The following is a 19,276-nucleotide window of genomic DNA, read 5'->3' on the forward strand; positions in this document are numbered from 1 at the left end:
GCAAACCAAGCTCATCCTGACGGGCAAATCGCAGACAGACCCGCCATGCCGTTGAACCGCCACCAGCCGAAGAAGGCAAGCTCAGAGACTGTCGTCGCCGGTCTCGGGGAGGGCGAGCAGGCAGAGCAGGCTCAGCAGGGCCATCGCCGAGACGTAGGCGCCGACGCCCATCACGCCTGCCCCGCTGGCCTGCAGGCTGGTGGCGACCAGGGGCGGCACCGCGCCGCCGAGCACGCCGCCCAGGCTGTAGGCCACCGAGGCGCCGCTGTAGCGGTACTGGGTCCTGAAGAGCTCCGGCAGGTACGCGCCCATCGGCCCGAAGACCAGCCCCATCAGGCCGAGCGCCCCCGCCAGCGCCACGCCCACCAGGAGCACGGACCCGGTCTCCATCAGCGGGAACATCACCAGCCCCCAAACGACGGCCACGCCGGTCCCGGTGAGCAGGGTGCGGCGGCGGCCGAGCCGGTCGGAGACCATCGCGGAGGCCACCGTGCCCGCGGCCATGAACACGACCCCGACCATGGTCAGGCCGAGCATGGTGGTCTTCGGGATCTTGAGCGCGGTGGTGCCGTACGCCAGGCAGTAGGTGGTGGCGGTGTAGAAGAGGGTGTAGGCGACGGTCATGGCGCCGGCGCCGAGGAGCACGCGCCGCCACTGGTGCCGCAGCAGGCCGGCGATCGGAACCTTGGCGATCCGGCGCTGGTCCATGGCCGCCTGGAAGACCGGCGTCTCGGAGATCTTGAGGCGTACGTACAGGCCGACGATCACCAGCAGCAGGCTGGCCACGAACGGCAGCCGCCACCCCCACGCCCCGAACTGCTCGTCGCTGAGCGTCTCCCCGAGCACGAGGAACAGCCCGTTCGCCACGATGAACCCGGCCGACGGGCCGAGCTGCGGGAACATCGCGTACAGCCCGCGCCGGCCGGGCGGCGCGTGCTCGGTGGCCAGCAGCGCCGCCCCGCCCCACTCGCCCCCGAGCCCGATGCCCTGCGTGAACCGCAGCAGCACCAGCAGCACGGGCGCGATCACGCCGATGGCCGCGTAGCCGGGCAGCAGCCCGATGGCGACCGTGGAGAGCCCCATCACCAGCAGCGACACCACGAGCATGGACTTGCGGCCGACCCGGTCGCCCCAGTGCCCGAACAGGGCCGAGCCGAGCGGGCGCGACAGGAACGCCACCGCGAAGGTCGAGAACGCCGCCAGGTTGCCCGCCACCGGGTCCATACCGGGGAAGAACGCGGTGTTGAGCACCAGGGCCGCCGCGGTCCCGTAAATGTAGAAATCATAGAATTCGATCGCCGTGCCGATGAGGCTGGCGGCCGCGATCCTTGACCGGCTGGGTGCGGCGACTTGGGGGGACGTTGTCATATTTGTCTCACTATGCGGAATAGCGTCTTGTGAAGCGATACGAAGAAGCTATCACCTGCGAAAAGACACCTCTGAAGGGAACGGTCTTGACTGTCGATCTTGTCATCTTCGACTGCGACGGAGTGCTCGTGGACAGCGAGCCGATCTCCGTACGCGTGGGCACGGCGGCGCTGCGCCGCCTGGGCTGGTCGATTGACGAGACCGAGTACATCGAGCGGTTCGTGGGCTGCACGAACGACTACTGGGACGAGCAGGTGGGCGAGACGCCGCAGGGCTGGCGCGAGCAGCTCATCGCCGAGTACACGGCGGCGGTCAAGGCCGAGCTGCGCGCCATCCGAGGCATCGAGGAGGCGCTCGACCGGCTCACCGTGCCGAGCTGCGTGGCCTCGAACGGCCGGCACAGCGTGATCCGCCGCAGCCTGGAGGTCACCGGGCTGGCCGGGCGGTTCGACGGGCGGGTGTTCAGCGCCGAGGACGTCGCCAGGGGCAAGCCCGAGCCGGACCTGTTCCTGCACGCGGCGGCCACGCTGGGGGCCGAGCCGGAGCGGTGCGTGGTGGTGGAGGACAGCCCGTTCGGGGTGACCGCCGCGATGCGCGCGGGCATGCGCTGCCTGGCCTTCGCCGGCGGCCTCATCCCCGCTGACCGCCTCGCCGGTCTGGGCGCCACCCTGTTCCACGACCCGGCCACGCTGCCGGAGCTGATCGCCTCTCTCGAACGCTGAGACGGAGCGCGGCCGTCACGCCTGACGGGTACGGCCGTCCTCGTCCAGGTAGTCGCGCCACGACCGCTTCGGGGTCCAGCCCAGCAGCCGGTGGGCCTTGTCGCACGAGATGCCCGAGGAGTCCGTACGGGAGAGCGGCCGCAGCTCGATCCGGTCGCCGTAGTGCTCCCGCAGCTTGGCGGCGAAGTCGTGCCCGCCCGCGTTGTCGGGCGCGGCGATGTAGAACACCTCGTGACCGGGCAGGCCGGACTCGACGGCCAGGACGATCGCGTCCGCGAGGTCGTACACGTCGGTGTAGCTCCACAGCCCCGCGCCGATCAGGGAGGCGTCGCGGACCTGCGGTCCGATGTTGCGCTCGTAGTTGCCCTCGTGCTGCACCCAGCTCGGCCGCAGCGAGATGCACTTGATGTCGGAGCGGCGCACCGCGGCGTCCATGAGCTGCTCGCCGAAGTGCTTGGACAGCGCGTAGGGGTCCTGCGGCCGGGCCGGATGCTCCTCGTCCACCGGCGCGTAGTCGGGCAGGAAGGGCCGGTCGGCGAAGAAGTAGCCGGGGACGGTCTCGCTGGAGATGTTCACGAAGCGGGGGACGCCGAGGCGGACCGCCGCCTCGATCATGTTGAACGTGGCCATCAGGTTGTTCTGGAAGACCACGTGCGGCGCGTTGGCGGTGGGGTCGGGGATGGCTGCGGCGTGCACGACCGCGTCGGCCCCGTGGACCACGGCGTACGCCTGCCCGGCGTCGGTCAGCTCGGCCTGCTTGTAGGCGGGTTCGCCGGGCTCGTGCCGCTCCCAGATCGGGCGCGTGAGATCCACGGCGGTCACCTCGTGACCGGCCTCGGCCAGCGCCTTGACGGCCGCTCGGCCGACCTTGCCATGGGCTCCGGTGACGACGACGCGCATGGGATGATCCACTCCTTCACGGGGTTCGGTGCGAGCAATCTACGCGAGGCCGCGCCGGTCGCGCCGCTCAGCCCACCCCCGACAGCGACACGGTCGAACCGGTGCGGGTCTTGGTGACCTTGAGCTGGGCCGTGATCCTCGAGCGCAGCTCGGCGACGTGGCTGACGATGCCCACGGCCCGGCCGCCGTCGCGCAGCCCGTCGAGGATGTCCAGCACGCCGTCGAGGGTGTCCTCGTCGAGCGTGCCGAAGCCCTCGTCCACGAAGAGCGTGCCCAGCTCGGTGCCCCCGGCCTCGGCCGTGACGACGTCCGCCAGCCCCAGCGCCAGCGCCAGTGACGTGATGAAGCTTTCGCCGCCGGACAGCGTGGCCGGGTCGCGGTCGACGCCGGTCCATCCGTCGGCCACCCGCAGCCCCAGCCCGCCCCCGGAGCGCCCGCGGGACCCGGCCGTCTTGCGCAGGTCGTGGCGCAGCAGGTAGCGGCCTGCCGACATGTGGTCGAGCCGTTCGTTCGCGGCGTCCACCACCTGCCGCAGCCGCTCCCCCAGCACGTACGACGACAGGCTCATGCTCCACTGGTTGTCGCCGGACGTGCCGCTGGCCAGCGACGCCATGCGCTCGGCCAGCCGGTGCCGCTCGGCCGCCGGTCGCCAGCGCTCGATGCGATCGGACAGCTCGCCGTGCAGCTGGGCCAGCCGCTCCGCCCTGGCCACCGCCCGGTCGCGCGCGCTCGACAGCCTGGTGTACGCCTCCTCCAGCCGGTCGCGCTCGCTGCCGATCGAGGCCAGGTCGGGCGCGGGCGCTGCGGCGGCCGCGACCAGCTCGGGGTCGGCCAGGACGCTCATGACGGCGGCGTGCTCGTCGTCCAGCTGCCGCAGCGCCTCCGCCCGCCGCTCCCGCTCCGCGGGACTCCGGAACGCCGCCTCGGCCTCCGGCACGTCCGCGAACCCGGCCTCGGTCGCCGCCTCCTCCGCGGCCTGCCTGGCCCTGGCCAGCTCGTCGACGGCCGCCACCGCCGCCTGCGTGGCCGCCAGGGCCTCCCGCAGCAGCTCGGCCTCGTCGTGCAGCCTCGACAGGCGCGCGGTCAGGGTGGGATCGTCGCCCCGCGCCACGTCCAGCCGGGCGCCGAGCCGCCCGGCGTCCCCGCTCAGCTCCTCATGGCGGGTGCGGTACGACGCCAGCCGCGCCTCGACCCGCCGCCGCTCCTCCTCCAGCTCCAGGCGCTCCCGGTTGAGCGCCGCCGCCTCCCGCGCCAGCACCGGCTCCCCGTCCGCCGATGCCCGCAGCCTGCGCAACTCCCGCTCGGCCCGCGCCAGCACGGCCGGCCCGTCCAGACGCGCGGACTCCGGGCCACCGGTGACAAGGGCCGGGTCGTCCGGGTAAACGGACTCCGGGTCTCCAGTGAGCGCCCCCGCACCATCCGGGCGGGCGGACGCCGGGCCTCCGGTGAGCGCACCCGTGCCGTCCGGGCGGCTGGACTCCGGGTCTGCGGTGAGCAGGGCCGTCTGGATGAGGCGGGTGCGTTCGGACTCCAGGTGGGTGTGGTGGGCGCGGTGGCCGGCCAGGGTCTCGGCGATCTCCCTGGCCTGGTCCCTGACCCGTTCGCGCTCGATCTCGACGCGTTCGAGCGCCGCCGCCAGGGCGGGCTCGCGGTCGGCCACCGCCTGGAGGCGGGCCAGCTCCTGCTCCGCCCCCAGCACCTGCGCCTCGGCCGTCTCGACGTCCAGCCCCTCGGTGGCCTCGACCGCGTCGGCGTGCCGGGACTCGAGGGAGGCCAGGGCGCGTTCGGCGGCCTCGCGCTGGGCCAGGGCGGCTTCGTGGGCGCTCTCGGCCTCCTGCTCGTCGTCGGCCGAGGGCGCGCTGGGGACCGGGGAGGCGGGATCGGGGTGGTGGTCGGAGCCGCAGACCGCGCAGGGCCGGCCGTCGGACAGGTCGCGGGCCAGCTCCGCCGCCATGCCGTCGATGCGGGCCTGGCGCAGGTCGAGCCAGCGTTCGCGGAGCGTCTGGGCGTGGTCCACGAGCGCCTGGTGGGCGGCGGCGGCCGCCTCCAGCTCCGCGGCGAGGGCTTCGCGGCGGTGGGTGGCCTCCAGCGCGGCCCTGGCGGCGTCGAGACCCGCGGACGCGGCGGGGATGGCCGCCGCCTGCGCCTGCACCTCGGCGAGGGCCGCGGCGGCGTCGGCGATCCGCCCGGGCAGCTCGGCCTCGGCGGCGGACACCTCGGCCTCGCGCTGCGCCAGCGCGTCGAGCTCGGCGGCCAGCCTGGCCAGCTCGTCGTCGATCTCGATCAGGTGGGCGGCGGCGTCGCGTACGGCCTGCGCGGCCGGGATCCGGGCGGCGTCCACGCGCGCCTCGGCCAGCCTGCCCTCGGCCTGCTCGATGAGGGCGGGCAGGGCGGCCAGCCGCGCGCCGACGGCCTCGTCGGCGCCGACCAGCCCGGCCAGCTCCTCCTCCACGCGCAGCAGGTCACGCCGGACCACCGACAGCCGGGCCTCCTCGGTGAGCAGCTCCGACAGCCGCGCGATCTCGGCCTGCCGCTCCCGCTCCAGCGCGGCCAACTCGCCCGCCGACGGCTCCCCCACCGAGCGCCCGTCCCGCACGGCGCCGGCAGTGCCTTCCGGCTGCCGGGCGAGGAGGGGGCGGGCTCGGGCGAGGGCGTCGGCGGCCAGGGAACGCGCCTTGGCGGCGGCCTCCGAACGCTGCCTGACCGCCGTGATCAGGGGCACCACCCGGTCGGCCCTGGCGGCGTCGTCGAGGATGGCCTGCAGGTCGGCCCGTTCGTCCGCCCGCTCGTCAAGGGTGCGGCGCATGGTGAGCGCCTCGGCGTGCCGGCGCTGCCGGTCGGCCAGCGCGGCGGCCTGCTCGAACCGCAGCCGCGCCGAACGCGCGGCCCGCCCGGCCGCCTCGTGCTCCTCGCCCGCCCGGCCCACAACGGCCCGCGCGGCGTCGAGCAGCGCCCCCGCCCACCGCAGGGGATCGTCATCGACCGAGGGGGCCCCGTCCAGGTCGCCGCCCGCCGCCTCCTCGACCCGCTGGACGGCGAAGTCGACCTCCTGCCTGAGCTCCTGCGCCTGCCGGAAGGCGAGCTTGCGGTGCTCGGCCAGCCACGACTCCGCCTGGGTGAAGACCTTGACCGAGAACAGCCGCTCCAGCAGCTTGCGCCGCTCCTCCCCCTCGGCCCTCAGGAACTTGGCGAAATTGCCCTGGGGCAACATCGCCACCTGGCAGAACTGGTCGGCGTTCATGCCCAGCAGCCCGCCGATCAGGTCGCCCGCCTCGTCCAGCCGGGTGGTCAGGCCCTGCCACTCCGACCCGCGCCACTCCGAGACGACGACCTTGGGCTTCTCCTCGGTGAACCCCGTCCCGCGCAGCTTGGGCCGCTGCCAGGACGGCGAGCGCTGGATGCGGAGTAACCGCCCGCGGATGGACACCTCCAGCGTGACCGAGGGCCCGGCCGAGGGCGGGGCGTGGTCGCAGCGCAGGCTCCGGGCGTCGTTGCGCTGCCCGGGCACCTGGCCGTAGAGGCCGAAGCAGAGCGCGTCGAGGATCGTGGTCTTGCCCGCCCCCGTGGGCCCGTGGACCAGGAACAGGCCCGCCTCGGCCAGCGCGTCGAAGTCGACCGTCTCGGTGCCCGGGAACGACCCGAACGCCGTCAGCGAGAGCCGGTGCGGCCGCATCTACGCCATCGTCTCCTTCACCCTCGACGCCTCGACCGCCTGTCTTAGCAGGTCTTCCTCGTCACGTGCGGCAGGCTCGCCGCGTACTTCCCTGACGAAATCGAGGGCCACCTCCGCCTCCGGCCGCCCGCTCAGCCGCACGGGCTGGGCGGCGGGCGCGGCGCCGACCGGGTCGAAGGAGAGGGCGAGGGTGTGGGGGAAGCGGGCGCGCAGCCGGTCCATGGCGGATCTGGGGCGGATGGCGTCGGTCAGGGTGACGTGCAGCCAGTGCTCCTCGTACGGAGTGTGCCGCGCAGAGGTCAGCAGCTCCTCCAGGTCACCCCGCAGCCGCCCCACGGGCCGCGGCACCGGCGCCGGCACGAAGTCGACCCCCGAGCCGAGCGTGACCAGCCACGAGCCCTTGACGTGACCGACCTCCGAGAACGAGTACGCCAGCGGCGACCCCGAGTAACGCACCGTCTCCGACATGCGCTGCCGCCCGTGGAGGTGGCCCAGCGCGACATAGGACACCCCGTCGAAGGCCGACAGGGGAACGTGGGCCACCCCGCCCACGCTGATGTCGCGCTCGCTGTCGCTGGCCTGGCCCCCGACGACGAAGCAGTGCGACAGCACCACCGAGGCGCGGCGGCGGGCGGCGTCGGCCCGGACGCGGTCCATCGCGTACGTGACAGCGGCAGTGTGGCTCCGGTCGGGCAGCTCCCAGGCATGGCGCACCAGCTCGGGCTCCAGGTAGGGGATGCCGTAGAAGGCCACGTCGTCGATCAGCACCGGCTCCCAGGCCAGGTCGGGCGAGGCGCGCACGTGCACCCCGGCGGCCTCGAAGAGGGCCGAGCCGAAGCGCAGCCGCAGCGCCGAGTCGTGGTTGCCGCTGATCAGCACCACCCGCGCCCCCGCCCCGCGCAGCCGCCCGAGCGCCGAGTCGAGCAGCGCGACCGCGTCGACCGGCGGCAGCGCCCGGTCGTAGACGTCGCCCGCGACCGCCACCACGTCGATCCGCTCCGCCCGGACCGTCTCCACCAGGTGGTCGACGAACGCCTCCTGCGCCGAGAGCAGGCTCTCACGATGGAACGAGCGCCCCAGATGCCAGTCCGAGGTGTGCAGGATCCGCATGTCGCAGGAAGCTAACAGTTCTCACCGACAAATGCGGCCTCATCTGTCCCCCGGGCCGGGAGTAGGCTAGAAGATCGGCGGGCAAACCAACGCACATGGGGAGGCCGATGCGCACTGGCCGTGGCACCTTGAGCGTCGCCGCCGGTCTGGTGCTGGTGGCTCTCGCGACGGTCGGATACGTGCTTCCGCCCGCGTTCGATCCGCCGCCGCTCAAGGTGGATCCAGCCTTCCAGACGATTCCGGCCCAGCCCGCGAGCGAGCTGCGGCCGGTGGTGGCAGTCGATCCCATCCGCAGGGAAGAGATCTCCGTATCTGCGGAGGGCCAGCGCCTGGACGGCACGCTCCGGGTGCCGATGACGCCTGGACGCCACCCGGCGATGGTGTTCGTGTCGGGGTCGGGCAACGGGTCGCGGACGGAGTTCACGCCGCAGGCGGAGTTCCTGGCCAAGGCGGGCGTGGTGACGATCGCGTTCGACAAGCGCACGATCGGCTACAACTTCCGCCAGCGCGACTTCTCGCTGCTCGCCGACGACGCCCTGCGCATGGTGGAGCTCCTGCGTACGCGTCCCGAGGTCGACCCGGCGCGCATCGGCCTGTGGGGGGTCAGCGAGGGCGGCTGGGTGGTGCCGATCGCCGCGGCGAAGAGCACGGCGGTGGGGTTCGTGATCCTGGTGTCGTCCCCGAACGTCTCCCCGCTGCGCCAGGTCGCCTGGGCGCTGAACGAGCAGTTGCTCCGGCTGCGGGCCCCGATCGGCGCCCGCGACCTGCTGACCAGGGCCATGGGCGGGGTCGGCTTCAACTTCCTCAGATATGACGCGCTGCCGGCATTAAGTGGGATCAAACAGCCGGTCCTGGCCTTCTACGGCACCACCGACCCCTCGATCCCGTTCGTCGAGTCCACCCAGGCGCTCATCAAGGGCATGAACAAAGCGGGTAACGACGACTACACGATCCGCTTCATGGCCAAGGGCGACCACGCCATGCGGGTGAACGGCGGCCCCTTCACCAAGGGCTACCTCGAGACCCTGGCCAACTGGATCACCGGCCTGCCCGGCACCGCGCGGCCCGCCGTGCACATGGCGGGCGCCACGCCGGTGCAGCGGTTCGAGGCGAGCGACGTGCCGGCCGCCCCCTGGTACGCGGGCGGCACGATGCTGGGGCTGACGATCTGCCTGGCCGCCGTCGGCTACGTGGCGGGCCCCGTCGCGGCCATGGTCGTACGCCTGCGCGGCCGCACCCAGGTCCCCGTCGAGACGAACGCCAGGCTGTGGCCCCCGATCAGGCGCCGGCTCAGCCGGATGGCCTGGACGGGCCTGGGCCTGCTGGCCTCGGTGCTCGCGTTCATCACCCTGCTGGTGCTGTTCTCGGTCAACCAGGCAGGCGCCTGGCCTGCCGTGCTGGCCGGCTGGCTGATCGTGCGGCTGCTCGCGGCGCTCATGCTGATCCAGGAGGTGACGGCCGTGGCGGCGTTCGTGTCGGCCCTGCGCGAGGGCATGCGGCCCGGCCGCTGGCAGCACGTGGCGGTCGCCGGCGTGCTGGGCGGCACGGGGCTGCTGCTGGTGGCGGCGGCCTACTACGGGTTGTTCTCCTTCCCCTGGTAGACACCGGTGGACGCAGGCGCGGACCCGCTAGGTGTCCTGGTCCGCCGGACGCGGCCCAAGGTAGGCGTCCATCCAGCGGTCCAGCTCGGCGAAGAACTGCTTGCGCGCCGGCTCCGCCGACAGCACCAGGTCGTGCAGGCCGTCCGGGATGCGCACGCACGTGACGTGCGGGCCGACCGAGGTGGACCAGCGGGCGATGTGCCGGGGGTCGAGCACGATGTCCGCCGAGCGCGCCTCCGGGACGAGGTCGCGTACGCGCAGCCCGTTGGTGGAGGCCAGCACGAGGACCGGCACGTCCACGGCGAGGCCCGCGTGCAGCCGCCGCTGCGCCCGGCGGATGGCGGCCAGCCACATGGCGTGCACGGAGAAGCCGCCCAGCGGCTTGAGCTCCAGGTCGTAGTCCCACTCGCCGCCCTCGCTGCGGTGCAGCGTCTGCCCGTAGACGGTGCTGATCCCCAGCGGGAGCGGCCACCGCGTGTACGACAGGGGCGTCTTGAACAGGTCGGCGGCCATGCGCATCGGGGCGGGCACGTTCAGGTCGAAGAACGGGCTGTTGAGCACCATCCCCTGCACCAGCCCCCGCCCGCGCACCCGGTCGGCCCACAGGGAGGCGACCAGGCCGCCGGTCGAGTGGGCGTTGACCGTCAGCTCGTCGTGGTCCTGCCTGATGATGCGGACGGCCTCGTCGATCTCGGGGAAGTAGTCGGTGACGCTCCTGATCAGGCCCCTGGTCTGGTGCGGGAGCAGCGAACGCCCGTATTTGCGCAGGTCGAGAGCGTAGAAGTCGATGCCGCGCTGGACGTAGTGGTCGGCGAGGTGGTCCTGGAAGAAGTAGTCGGTGAACCCGTGCAGGTAGAGCACGGCCCTGCGGGATCCCGCCTTCCTGGAGACCAGCGTCGCGACGACCTCGCCCTCGAAGTCGTCCGGCAGCTGCAGCACGGTGATCTCGTACATGCTAGACACCATAAGGATTGTCCGGCCACGACGGGACACCGGGCGGCAGATCCTCGCTCACCCGCATCGGGAAGTCCGCCCGGCGCTTCTCCAGGAACGCCGTCACGCCCTCGACCGTGTCGGGCGCGCCGCCCAGCTCGGCCATGATGCGCGAGTCGGCCGCGTGCGCCTCCCACGGCGAGGACACCGACAGGCCCGACCACATCAGCCTGCGGATGGCGGCCACGGAGACGGCCGAGGTGTTGTCGGCGATCTCGCGGGCCAGCGCGTACGCCGCCGGCAGCAGCTCGTCCGGCGGATACACCCGCGAGACCAGCCGCCCTTCGAGCGCCTCGGAGGCGGGGAAGACCCGGCCGGTCGCGGCCCATTCCATGGCCTGGGCGATGCCGGCGATCCGGGGCAGGAACCAGCTCGACGCCGCCTCGGTGACGATGCCGCGCCGCGCGAACACCAACCCGAACCGCGCCTGCGCCGAGGCCAGCCGGACGTCCATGGGCAGCGTCATCGTCAGCCCGACGCCCACGGCGGGGCCGTTGATCGCGGCGATGACCGGCTTGAGGGAGCGGGCGATCCTGAGCGCGACCGTGCCGCCGCCGTCGCGCGGCACCCCGTCCACCAGCTCCCCGTCCGCCGAGTCGGGGTGCGCGCCGCGCGCGAAGGTGTCTCCGCCGCCGCTCAGGTCCGCCCCGGCGCAGAACGCGCGGCCCGCCCCGGTGACCACCACCGCGCGCACCCCGTCGTCGGCGTCGGCGCGGTCGAAGGCCGAGATCAACTCTCTCCGCATCGTAAAGGTGAAGGCGTTCAGCCGCTCCGGGCGGTTCAATGTGACGGTGGCGATCTGGTCGGCGACTTCGTACTCGATCTCGGTGAAGTCCGTTCGGCTACTGATGTTCATCCTCCGATAAAGACATATTTCGTATTTGGTGCGTAGGCTGCCGCCTCTGTAAGAGGCCTAGGGTTGTAATTCGGGGAAACGGGGAAGGCGTGCGGCAGGCAAAGGAACCCTCGAGCGCCGGAGCGGTCCTCGGATGGCTGGCGCTGGCGGCGCTGGCGCCCGGGGCCGCCCATCTGCGCGCCGGTTGGCGCAGGACCGGCCTCGCCCTGATCTCCTGCTACATCGTGGGCGTCCTGGCGCTGCTCGCGTTCGCGCTGACGACCGACAACCTGCTGGGCACGCTCGTCGCGCGGATGACGGCGATCATCGTGAGCACCGCCGTGCTGGGCGTGGCCTGGTTCGCCGTGATCGTGCACTCGTTCATCGTGCTGCGGCCGGGGCGGCTGCCACAAGGCGGGCAGATCGTCACCGGGACGCTCGCGGGGCTGCTCGCCGTCGCGGTGGTGCTCCCGTTCGGCGTGGTCACGCAGTACGTGTGGACCCTGCAGAGCACGGTCAACGACATCTTCCAGGAGACCCCGTCCGACGCCCCGCCGTCCGACGGGGCCGTGGCGCGGCCGGAGGACCCGTGGGCGGGGCGGCAGCGGGTCAACATCCTGCTGCTGGGCGGCGACGCCGACGACAACCGGATCGGCGTCCGCACCGACAGCATGAACCTGGCCAGCGTCGACGTGAAGACCGGCAACACCGTGCTGTTCAGCCTGCCGCGCAACCTGGAGAACGTGCGCTTCCGGCCCGGCACGCCGATGGCCCAGCACTTCCCCAACGGCTTCCGCCTGCCGCCCGACCCGGGCGGCGGGCGCAGCGACCTGCTCAACAGCGTCTGGGAGTACGCCGACGCGCACCCGGAGATCTTCGGCGGCAAGCAGCACCAGGGCCCCAGGGTGCTGATGGACACGATCGGCTACACGCTCGGCGTCAAGGTCGACTGGTACGCCCTGGTCAACATGTGGGGCTTCGCCCGGCTCATCGACGCCATCGGCGGCATCACGATCACCGTCGAGAAGGACGTGGTGTTCGGCAAGTACAACGAGGGCCTGGTCAAGGCCGGCACGCGCAAGCTCAAGGGCGCCGACGCCATGTGGTACGCCCGCTCGCGCACGTTCAGCGACGACTACACCCGGATGCGCCGCCAGCGCTGCGTGCTCGGCGCGCTGCTCACCCAGGCGGACCCGGCGACGGTGCTGATGCGGTTCAACCGGATCGCGCTGGCCACCAAGGAGCTGATCAGGACCGACATCCCGCGGGACATGCTCAAGAACCTGGTGCCGCTGGCGCTGAAGGTCAAGAACGCCAAGGTGACGAGCGTGCAGTTCGTGCCGCCGCTGATCAGCACCGGCTATCCCGACTGGGAGAGGATCCGCGCCATCGCGGCGAAGGCGATGCGGGACTCGGGCGACACGAAGCCGCCCGTCGCCGCCACCGCCTCCGCCGGTCCTTCTCCCAGGAAGACGGCGGCCGCCAAGAAGGCCGGCCAGAACCCGGCGAAGGGCATCACGGACGGCTGCGACGGCTCGCTCTGAGCTCCCGCGGCCTACCCGCGGGCGACGATCCGGCCCACGGGGACCCCGCCGCCCAGCACCTCCACCTGCTCGAACGCCGCCGCCGAGGTGACGTCGCAGCCCATGCGCCGCAGGACCGCCAGGGCGACGGCCGTGGTGGCGCGCGGGCTGCCGTCGATGACCTTGACCGCCACCGAGTGTCCCGACTCCAGGGCCACCACCAGCACGCCCTCGGCGCCGCCCTTGGCCACGGCGCCCGGCAGCGCCCGCATCAGCTCGGTGTTCTGGTGCCCGGTCCCGCCCACGTACTCGGGGTGCGCGCGCATGGCGTCGGCGACCTGGCGGGGCGCGCTGCCCGGCGCAGCCAGCACCAGGCCCTGCACGGCCCGCGCCAGCCCGGTCAGCGACAGGCCGAACAGCGGCGCGCCGCAGCCGTCCACCGCCACGTGCGCGGCCTTCTCCCCCGCCAGGTCCTCGGTGACCGAACGGACCTGGAGCTGCAGGGGATGGCCGGCCGACAGGTAGCCGGGCACGTCCCAGCCGTTGGCCACGGCGGCGGCGAGCATGGCGGCGTGCTTGCCTGAGCAGTTCATGCGCTCGCGGGACGGGTCGGCGCCCTGCCTGATGAGCCCGTACATGGTGGGGCTGTCCTCCGGCCACGACGGCGGGCACGCCAGCGCGCCGAAGTCCAGGCCGTAGTCGTCGAGGATCTCGCGGACCAGCTCCACGTGGAAGTCCTCGCCCGTGTGGCTGCCCGCCGCGATGGCCAGCCGCGGCCCCGCCAGGGCCGCGCCGGCGGTCAGGCAGGCCAGCGCCTGGAACGGCTTGGCGGACGAGCGCGGCAGCACCGGCGCGTCCACCTGCCCGAGGGCCACCTCCGCGCGCCCGGACGGGTCCAGGCCGACGGCGCTGCCGTAATGGACGCTCTCCACGAATCCGGAGCGGATCACGTCGGCGAGCACGGCGTAATCAGGCACGAGCGGCCCTCCTCCTGAGGGTGACGAGCTGGCGCGCCTCCAACGTGCGGGCCAGCTTGGACAGGGACACGTTGACCGCCAGGTAGATCAGCGCGACGACCAGGTACGTCTGGATGAGCAGGCCGTTGTAGGCGGCCAGGACCTTGCCGCTGTAGAGCAGCTCGCCGTAGCTGACGACGAAGCCCAGCGAGGTGTCCTTGAGCAGGCCGACGGACTGGCTGACGATCGACGGCAGCACGCGGCGGGCCGCCTGGGGCAGCACGACCAGGCGCATCGTCTGGAGCGGCGTGAGGCCGACGGCCAGGCCCGCCTCGGTTTGGCCGCGTTCGACGGAGTTGATGCCGGCGCGGAAGATCTCGGCGAAGGCGGCCGCGTTCGACGCCGTCAGGGGCACGGCCAGCTTCCAGAACAGCGGCAGGTCCAGGCCGTAGCGCGGCAGCGCGAACAGCACCACGTACACCAGCAGCAGCGCCGGCACGACCCTGACGACCTCGACGTAGGCGGCGGCCGGGAGGCGGATCCACCTGCGGTGCGAGAGCCGGTTCAGGGCCAGGACCAGGCCGAACGCCATGGACAGCGCCGCCGACACGACGGCCGCCAGGAACGTGGACCACAGTCCCGTCAGCAGGTAGCGCCACATCGGCCAGGTCGCGTACGGCTGCCAGCGGGCGGCGTCGAGCTGCCCGTTCGCCGCGAACTGCCGCACGGCCAGGGCGGCGAGCGCGACGGCGGCCAGGACGCCGAGCACGGTCGCCACGCGGATGCGCCTGCGCGCCTTGGGGCCTGGCTCGTCGAAGAGGACGCTCACCGCAGGATCACCAGCTTGCGTTCGAGCCGCCCGGTGACGAACCCCGCCGCCGCGGCGATCAGCGCGTACGCCAGGCCCGCGCCGACGAAGATCGGGATGGGCTGCGCCTCGACGAGGTTCACCCGGTTGGCGGCGGCCGTCAGGTCCACGACGCCGACGGCGGCGGCCAGGGCGGTGTTCATCGTGGTGGCGATGAAGATGTTGCCGAGCGGCTGGACGACCGTGCGCAGCGCCTGCGGCAGGACCACGTGCCTGAGTGACTGGCTGAACGTCAGCCCGATCGCCCGGGCCGCCTCGCCCTGCCCCTTGCTCACCGAGTTCACGCCGGAGCGCAGGGCCTCGCCGACGTACGCGGCCTCGTACACGGCGATGACCACGATGGCGGTGACCAGCGGCTCGGCCTTGACGCCGATCTCCGGCAGGCCGAAGAAGGCCAGGACGAGCAGGACGAGGAGCGGCAGGTTCTGGAAGGACTCCACGTACGCGGTGCCGATGGCACGCAGCACCCGCACGGGGCTGACCCGCAGGGCGCACACGAGCGCGCCCAGCACCGCCGCGCCCGCGAAGGACGCGGCGGTGAGCTGGAACGTCACGATCAGCCCCTGCCACAGCTCGGGCAGGTGATCGAGGAGAACGGACATCAGGACCCCGGCACGGAGCCGATCTGCGGCGGCTGGGGAGCGTCGCCGGTCACCACGGTGCCGATGGACTTCTTCCAGATCTCCTGCCAGACCCCGGTGTCCTGGGTCTTCTTCAGCCAGTCGTTGACGAACTTCTTGAACTGGTCGTCGCCGTGCTTGAGCCCGATCCCGTACGGGTCCACGGTGAACGGCTTGGTCACGATCTCGATCGACGGGTCCTTCTTGGCGTCCGCGATGAGGATCGTCTCATCCTGCACGTAGGCCACGCCCCGGTCCTGCTTGAGCGCCTGGACGCACTCCGGGTCGCTGCCGAAGGTGATGATCTCCGCCTGCGGCGCCAGCTTCTTGATCGCGGGGATGGCCGGTGTGTTCGCGCCCGCCAGGACCTTCTTGCCGTTCAGGTCCTCCGGCTTGGCGATGCCCGCCGTGCCCTTCTTCACCGCGATCGTCAGCCCCGAGGTGTAGTACGGGCCCGCGAACGCCACCTGCTTCGCCCGCTCCTCGGTGATCGTGTACGTCTGGAAGACGACGTCCACGGTCCCGTTGGCGAGCAGCGCCTCCCGGGTCTCCGACGCCGAGTTGACGATCTTCACCTTGGGCTCGCCCAGGATGTACTTGGCCAGCGCCTTGCCCATGTCCGCGTCGAACCCCTCGACCTCGCCGGTGGCGGGGTTCTGCTGGGAGAGCAGGGGCGCGTCCAGCGAGCCGCCCACGAGGAGCTCGCCGCGCTGTTTGATCTTCTCCATGGTGGAGCCGGGCAGGATGTCGGCCGCCGCCGCGACGGGCGCCTTGGCCAGGACGTCGCTGCCCTTCTCGGACGGCGCCCCGGGCACGGCGGGACTACTCGACTCACCACAGGCCGCCAGCCCTAAGAGCGAGACGGCGACGACGGCGACAAACCTCTTCATGAACGGTCACTTCCTTCGATTTCGAAGATAGGCCGGACCGTAGTGGGAGATTTCGTAGCAAGTCAATACGTTGTCGGTGGAAGTCTGGACATGGTAGGTATCTCACATGAAGCAGCGGCTGCCCGTGCAGGGGGCACAGGGCGACCTGCTGAGACTCGTCGCCACCGGCAAGGCCGAGTCCCGCGCCGACCTCGCGCGCTTATCGGGCCTGGCGGCGTCCAGCGTGTCGCTGCGCGTCGAGGAGCTCATCGACGCGGGCCTGCTGGCCGAGGAGGGCTCGGGCACCTCGCGCGGCGGCCGCCGTCCCCGCCGGCTGCGGCTCTCCCCCGGCGCCGGCGTGCTGGCCGTCGCCGATCTGGGCGCCCACCACGTACGCCTCGGCCTCCTGGACCTCAGCGGCACGCCGCTCGTGATCGAGGAGCGCGGCTGCGAGATCACGGACGGCCCGCAGGTCACCCTGGACCGCATCGCGGACGCGTTCGACGAGCTGCTGGCCGCCCACGTGCCCCCCTCGATCCCCCTGCGGGGGGTGGGCACCGGCATCCCGGGGCCGGTGGACCCGTCGAGCCTGCGCGTGGTGACGCCCTCGCGCATGCCCGGCTGGAACGAGTTCCCGGTGGCCGGCCACCTGGCCGCCCGCTACGACCTGCCGATCCTCGTCGAGAACGACGCCAACCTGATGGCCGCGGGCGAGGCGCGCTGGTGGCCCGGCAGCCAGAACCTCATGGTCGTCAAGGCCGGCACGGGCATCGGCTGCGGCGTCATCGTCAACGGCCGCCTGCACCGGGGCAGGGGCGCGGCGGGCGACATCAGCCACGTGCGGGTGCGCTCGGACTCCTCGGTCGTGTGCGCCTGCGGGCATCCGGACTGCCTGGAGGCGTACGCGAGCGGCGCCGCCCTGATGGCGTCCCTGCGCGAGGCCGGCATCGAGGTGACCCGCACGGCGGACATCGTCACCCTGGTCAACGACGCCGTCCCGGAGGCCACGAGCCTGGCCCGCACCGCGGGGCGCCGCATCGGCGAGGTCCTGACGGTGCTGGTGAACTTCTTCAACCCGGACGTGGTGGCGGTGGGCGGCAGCCTGTCGGCGGCGGAACCGCTGCTCACCTCGATCAGGGCGGCGGTGTGGGAACGCTGCCTGCCGCTGGCGACGCGCGACCTGGAGATCGCCCCGGCCCGGGGCGGCCGGGACGCGGCCCTGCTGGGCGCCGGCACCCTCCTGCTGGAGGCCGCCCTGGCCGGTTGAAACCGGTCGACTCCTACGACGAATGAACCGGCCCCGCCGCTGCGCGCCGTCTCCGCGGCGGAGGCGGGCGAGGTCGCGGCCCTGATCGAGGTTATCGCGACTTCGCCGTCCCGCCCGGCAGCCGGTACGGCTCGCCGCAGAAGTAGCGGTTGAGCGCGTCCACGGCGGACAGCAACAGCTGCGCGACCGCCCGGTCGTTGCGCTGCACGTTGACCGACAGCGTCATCCGGCGTCCGCCCGTGGCGTCGGCGAAACTGAAGGTCTGGTAGCCGGGGATCGAGCCCGTCGCGCCCCACGTCTCGCCGCAGGTGAGTCCCACCGACTCCAGCCCGAGCCCGTACCGGGGGAAGATCGGGGCTTGTGGCGTGGTGACGCCGGTGCGCATCTGCGTCAGCAGCTGCCGGCCGACGAGCCGGCCGCCGAAGAGCGCCTGGTAGAAGCGGTTCAGGTCGCGGGCGTCGGAGACCTCTCCGTACGCGGCCCAGGCGAAGGACGGGTTCAGCCGGGTGATGGGCCGCAGCGAGCCCGGCAGGCCGGGGTCGGCGCCCGTGGGCAGGTGGTAGCCGGTGGCGTGCGGGCCGCGGATGCCGTCCCAGGTGGTGGGCAGGTAGGAGCGCGTCATCCCGGCCGGACGGAAGATCCTGCGGTCGAGCTCGGCGCTCAGCTCATGGCCCGTCACCTTCTCCACGAGGAGCCCGAGCAGGATGTAGCCGGTGTTGGAGTAGGCGAAGCGCCCCTGCTCGGGCCTGGGCAGCCGCTCGGCCTCGTCGACGAGCTGCCGGGGGGTGTAGGTACGCCTGCCGTACTGCTCGGGGTCGGCGAACTCGGGGGCGCGGTCGTAGGTGGCCAGGCCGCCGGTGTGGTTCAGCAGCTCGCGCACGGTGATCCGGTCGCCGCCGTCGATCCAGCCGGGCAGCCGCTTGCCGATCGGCTCGTCCAGGCTCAGCCTGCCCTCCTGGACCAGTTGCAGGACGACCGTGGCGACCATGCTCTTGGTCACGCTGGCGACGCGGAACCGCGCCTCGCGCGGCATCGGCTCGCGGGTGTCGAGGTCGGCGGTCCCGCTGGTGCCGATCCAGGTGCCGCGGTCGTCGTCGATCCGGGCCAGCACGCCGGGGGCGCCGGCGGCCACGGTGGCATCGAGCGCCTGCCGCATTCCGGCAGGCTCTTCGTGCCGCGCCCGCCGTGGCTCGGCGGACTCCTGGGCCGGCCGTGCTGCGGTGGGCTCTTGGCGCTGCGCCTGCGCGACGGCCGGAAGGGGTGACGACAGGCCGGCGACGGCGAGCGCGGCGACCGCCATGCGGGCGCCTTTCACTGGCGGCATGCTTCTTTCCTTCGGTGGAGGTCGTGGAAACGATCTCCATCCTGGCTACGCCGGCAGCCGTCCTCGTCCCCACTCGTGACGATCTCCACGTGCGACCGCAGTCGCATCCCCCGTACTCTCCAGGCTGACCTCAGGCGGGGCGGGGCGGGGTGATCGCCTTGGTTTCGTAGGTCCGCAGCACCAGCGACGTCGTGACGGGCCCGAAGCGGGCGATGCTGTCGACGACGGTCTCCAGGCGCCCGGCGCTGGAGGCGTGCACGTCGACCAGGAAGCAATCCTCGCCGGTGAGCCGACGGACGTCGGTGACCTCGGGCAACCGCGCGAAATGGTCGAGGCAGGCGGAGATGCGGGCATGGGTGGTGCGCAGCCGGACCACCGCGTGGATGCTCAGGCCGAGGCGCGCGGGGTCGACCACGGCGCGGTAGCCGGTGATGACGCCCGACTGTTCCAGGCGCTTGATGCGCGCCGACACGGCCGGCTGCGAGAGGTTGACCCGTCGGCCGATCTCCGTGACACCGAGCCGCCCCTCGGCCTGCAGGATGCCCAAGATCGCATGGTCGACCGAATCCAATGAAACCGTCGTCTCGCCCGTCATCGACCTTCCATCCATCAGCGGTAGGCGACTCTACTCGATCGTTCGCACATAC

16 protein-coding genes are annotated in these 19,276 nt (G+C 72.4%); 4 read left to right on the forward strand and 12 right to left on the reverse strand.

Annotated features, from left to right (window positions below; translation table 11 throughout):
* Window positions 1-81: 81 nt before the first annotated feature.
* The gene (locus ACFKCF_RS41245) at window positions 82-1,368 is read right to left on the reverse strand and encodes an MFS transporter (RefSeq protein WP_394500785.1); all 1,287 of its coding nucleotides are present in this window, start codon (window positions 1,366-1,368) and stop codon (window positions 82-84) included.
* Window positions 1,369-1,454: 86 nt separating this feature from the next.
* Between ACFKCF_RS41245 and ACFKCF_RS41250 the strand changes: the two genes are divergently transcribed.
* A complete protein-coding gene (locus ACFKCF_RS41250; protein ID WP_394500786.1) occupies window positions 1,455-2,090 on the forward strand; it encodes an HAD family hydrolase in 636 nt (211 codons plus the stop codon).
* A gap of 15 nt (window positions 2,091-2,105) precedes the next feature.
* Here the strand turns inward: ACFKCF_RS41250 and ACFKCF_RS41255 are convergent, their stop codons facing one another.
* The 3 genes from ACFKCF_RS41255 to ACFKCF_RS41265 form a co-directional block, all read right to left on the reverse strand.
* Window positions 2,106-2,990 (reverse strand): NAD-dependent epimerase/dehydratase family protein, encoded by an 885-nt coding sequence (locus tag ACFKCF_RS41255; protein ID WP_394500787.1) that lies wholly within the window; start codon window positions 2,988-2,990, stop codon window positions 2,106-2,108.
* Between the two features lie 67 nt (window positions 2,991-3,057).
* Window positions 3,058-6,663, reverse strand: a complete 3,606-nt coding sequence (locus ACFKCF_RS41260) for an AAA family ATPase (protein WP_394500788.1) — start codon at window positions 6,661-6,663, stop codon at window positions 3,058-3,060.
* The gene (locus tag ACFKCF_RS41265) at window positions 6,664-7,773 is read right to left on the reverse strand and encodes an exonuclease SbcCD subunit D (protein ID WP_394500789.1); all 1,110 of its coding nucleotides are present in this window, start codon (window positions 7,771-7,773) and stop codon (window positions 6,664-6,666) included.
* 107 nt (window positions 7,774-7,880) lie between these two features.
* Between ACFKCF_RS41265 and ACFKCF_RS41270 the strand changes: the two genes are divergently transcribed.
* Window positions 7,881-9,374: an alpha/beta hydrolase family protein gene (locus tag ACFKCF_RS41270; protein ID WP_394500790.1), complete on the forward strand. Its 1,494-nt coding sequence runs from the start codon at window positions 7,881-7,883 to the stop codon at window positions 9,372-9,374.
* 27 nt (window positions 9,375-9,401) lie between these two features.
* On the opposite strand, the gene ACFKCF_RS41275 is transcribed toward ACFKCF_RS41270, so the two are convergent.
* Both ACFKCF_RS41275 and ACFKCF_RS41280 read right to left on the reverse strand, forming a co-directional pair.
* Complete coding sequence (locus ACFKCF_RS41275; RefSeq protein WP_394500791.1) at window positions 9,402-10,328, reverse strand: alpha/beta hydrolase; 927 nt, start codon at window positions 10,326-10,328, stop codon at window positions 9,402-9,404.
* 1 nt (window position 10,329) lies between these two features.
* Window positions 10,330-11,223: a crotonase/enoyl-CoA hydratase family protein gene (locus tag ACFKCF_RS41280; protein WP_394500792.1), complete on the reverse strand. Its 894-nt coding sequence runs from the start codon at window positions 11,221-11,223 to the stop codon at window positions 10,330-10,332.
* Window positions 11,224-11,312: 89 nt separating this feature from the next.
* Between ACFKCF_RS41280 and ACFKCF_RS41285 the strand changes: the two genes are divergently transcribed.
* Window positions 11,313-12,746, forward strand: coding sequence for an LCP family protein (locus tag ACFKCF_RS41285; RefSeq protein ID WP_394500793.1), 1,434 nt, complete (start codon window positions 11,313-11,315; stop codon window positions 12,744-12,746).
* Window positions 12,747-12,757: 11 nt separating this feature from the next.
* Here ACFKCF_RS41285 and ACFKCF_RS41290 read toward each other — a convergent pair whose 3' ends face one another.
* Genes ACFKCF_RS41290 through ACFKCF_RS41305 form a run of 4 tightly spaced genes read right to left on the reverse strand, consistent with a single transcriptional unit; the run spans window position 12,758 to window position 16,059 of the window.
* Complete coding sequence (locus ACFKCF_RS41290) at window positions 12,758-13,702, reverse strand: asparaginase (RefSeq protein WP_394500794.1); 945 nt, start codon at window positions 13,700-13,702, stop codon at window positions 12,758-12,760.
* Window positions 13,695-14,510 (reverse strand): amino acid ABC transporter permease, encoded by an 816-nt coding sequence (locus tag ACFKCF_RS41295; RefSeq protein ID WP_394500795.1) that lies wholly within the window; start codon window positions 14,508-14,510, stop codon window positions 13,695-13,697. Before ACFKCF_RS41295 ends, ACFKCF_RS41290 begins: the two co-directional genes overlap by 8 nt.
* Window positions 14,507-15,151, reverse strand: a complete 645-nt coding sequence (locus tag ACFKCF_RS41300; protein WP_394500796.1) for an amino acid ABC transporter permease — start codon at window positions 15,149-15,151, stop codon at window positions 14,507-14,509. Before ACFKCF_RS41300 ends, ACFKCF_RS41295 begins: the two co-directional genes overlap by 4 nt.
* Window positions 15,151-16,059, reverse strand: coding sequence for a glutamate ABC transporter substrate-binding protein (locus tag ACFKCF_RS41305; protein WP_394500797.1), 909 nt, complete (start codon window positions 16,057-16,059; stop codon window positions 15,151-15,153). Before ACFKCF_RS41305 ends, ACFKCF_RS41300 begins: the two co-directional genes overlap by 1 nt.
* A gap of 106 nt (window positions 16,060-16,165) precedes the next feature.
* On the opposite strand from ACFKCF_RS41305, the gene ACFKCF_RS41310 reads away from it, so the two are divergent.
* On the forward strand, window positions 16,166-17,305 hold the full coding sequence (locus tag ACFKCF_RS41310; RefSeq protein ID WP_394500798.1) for an ROK family transcriptional regulator: 1,140 nt from the start codon (window positions 16,166-16,168) through the stop codon (window positions 17,303-17,305).
* 91 nt (window positions 17,306-17,396) lie between these two features.
* Here ACFKCF_RS41310 and ACFKCF_RS41315 read toward each other — a convergent pair whose 3' ends face one another.
* The gene (locus ACFKCF_RS41315) at window positions 17,397-18,629 is read right to left on the reverse strand and encodes a serine hydrolase domain-containing protein (RefSeq protein ID WP_394500799.1); all 1,233 of its coding nucleotides are present in this window, start codon (window positions 18,627-18,629) and stop codon (window positions 17,397-17,399) included.
* A gap of 130 nt (window positions 18,630-18,759) precedes the next feature.
* On the reverse strand, window positions 18,760-19,224 hold the full coding sequence (locus ACFKCF_RS41320) for an Lrp/AsnC family transcriptional regulator (RefSeq protein WP_394500800.1): 465 nt from the start codon (window positions 19,222-19,224) through the stop codon (window positions 18,760-18,762).
* Window positions 19,225-19,276 lie beyond the last annotated feature (52 nt).

This window comes from Nonomuraea sp. JJY05, assembly GCF_043496855.1.
Lineage (GTDB): Bacteria > Actinomycetota > Actinomycetes > Streptosporangiales > Streptosporangiaceae > Nonomuraea.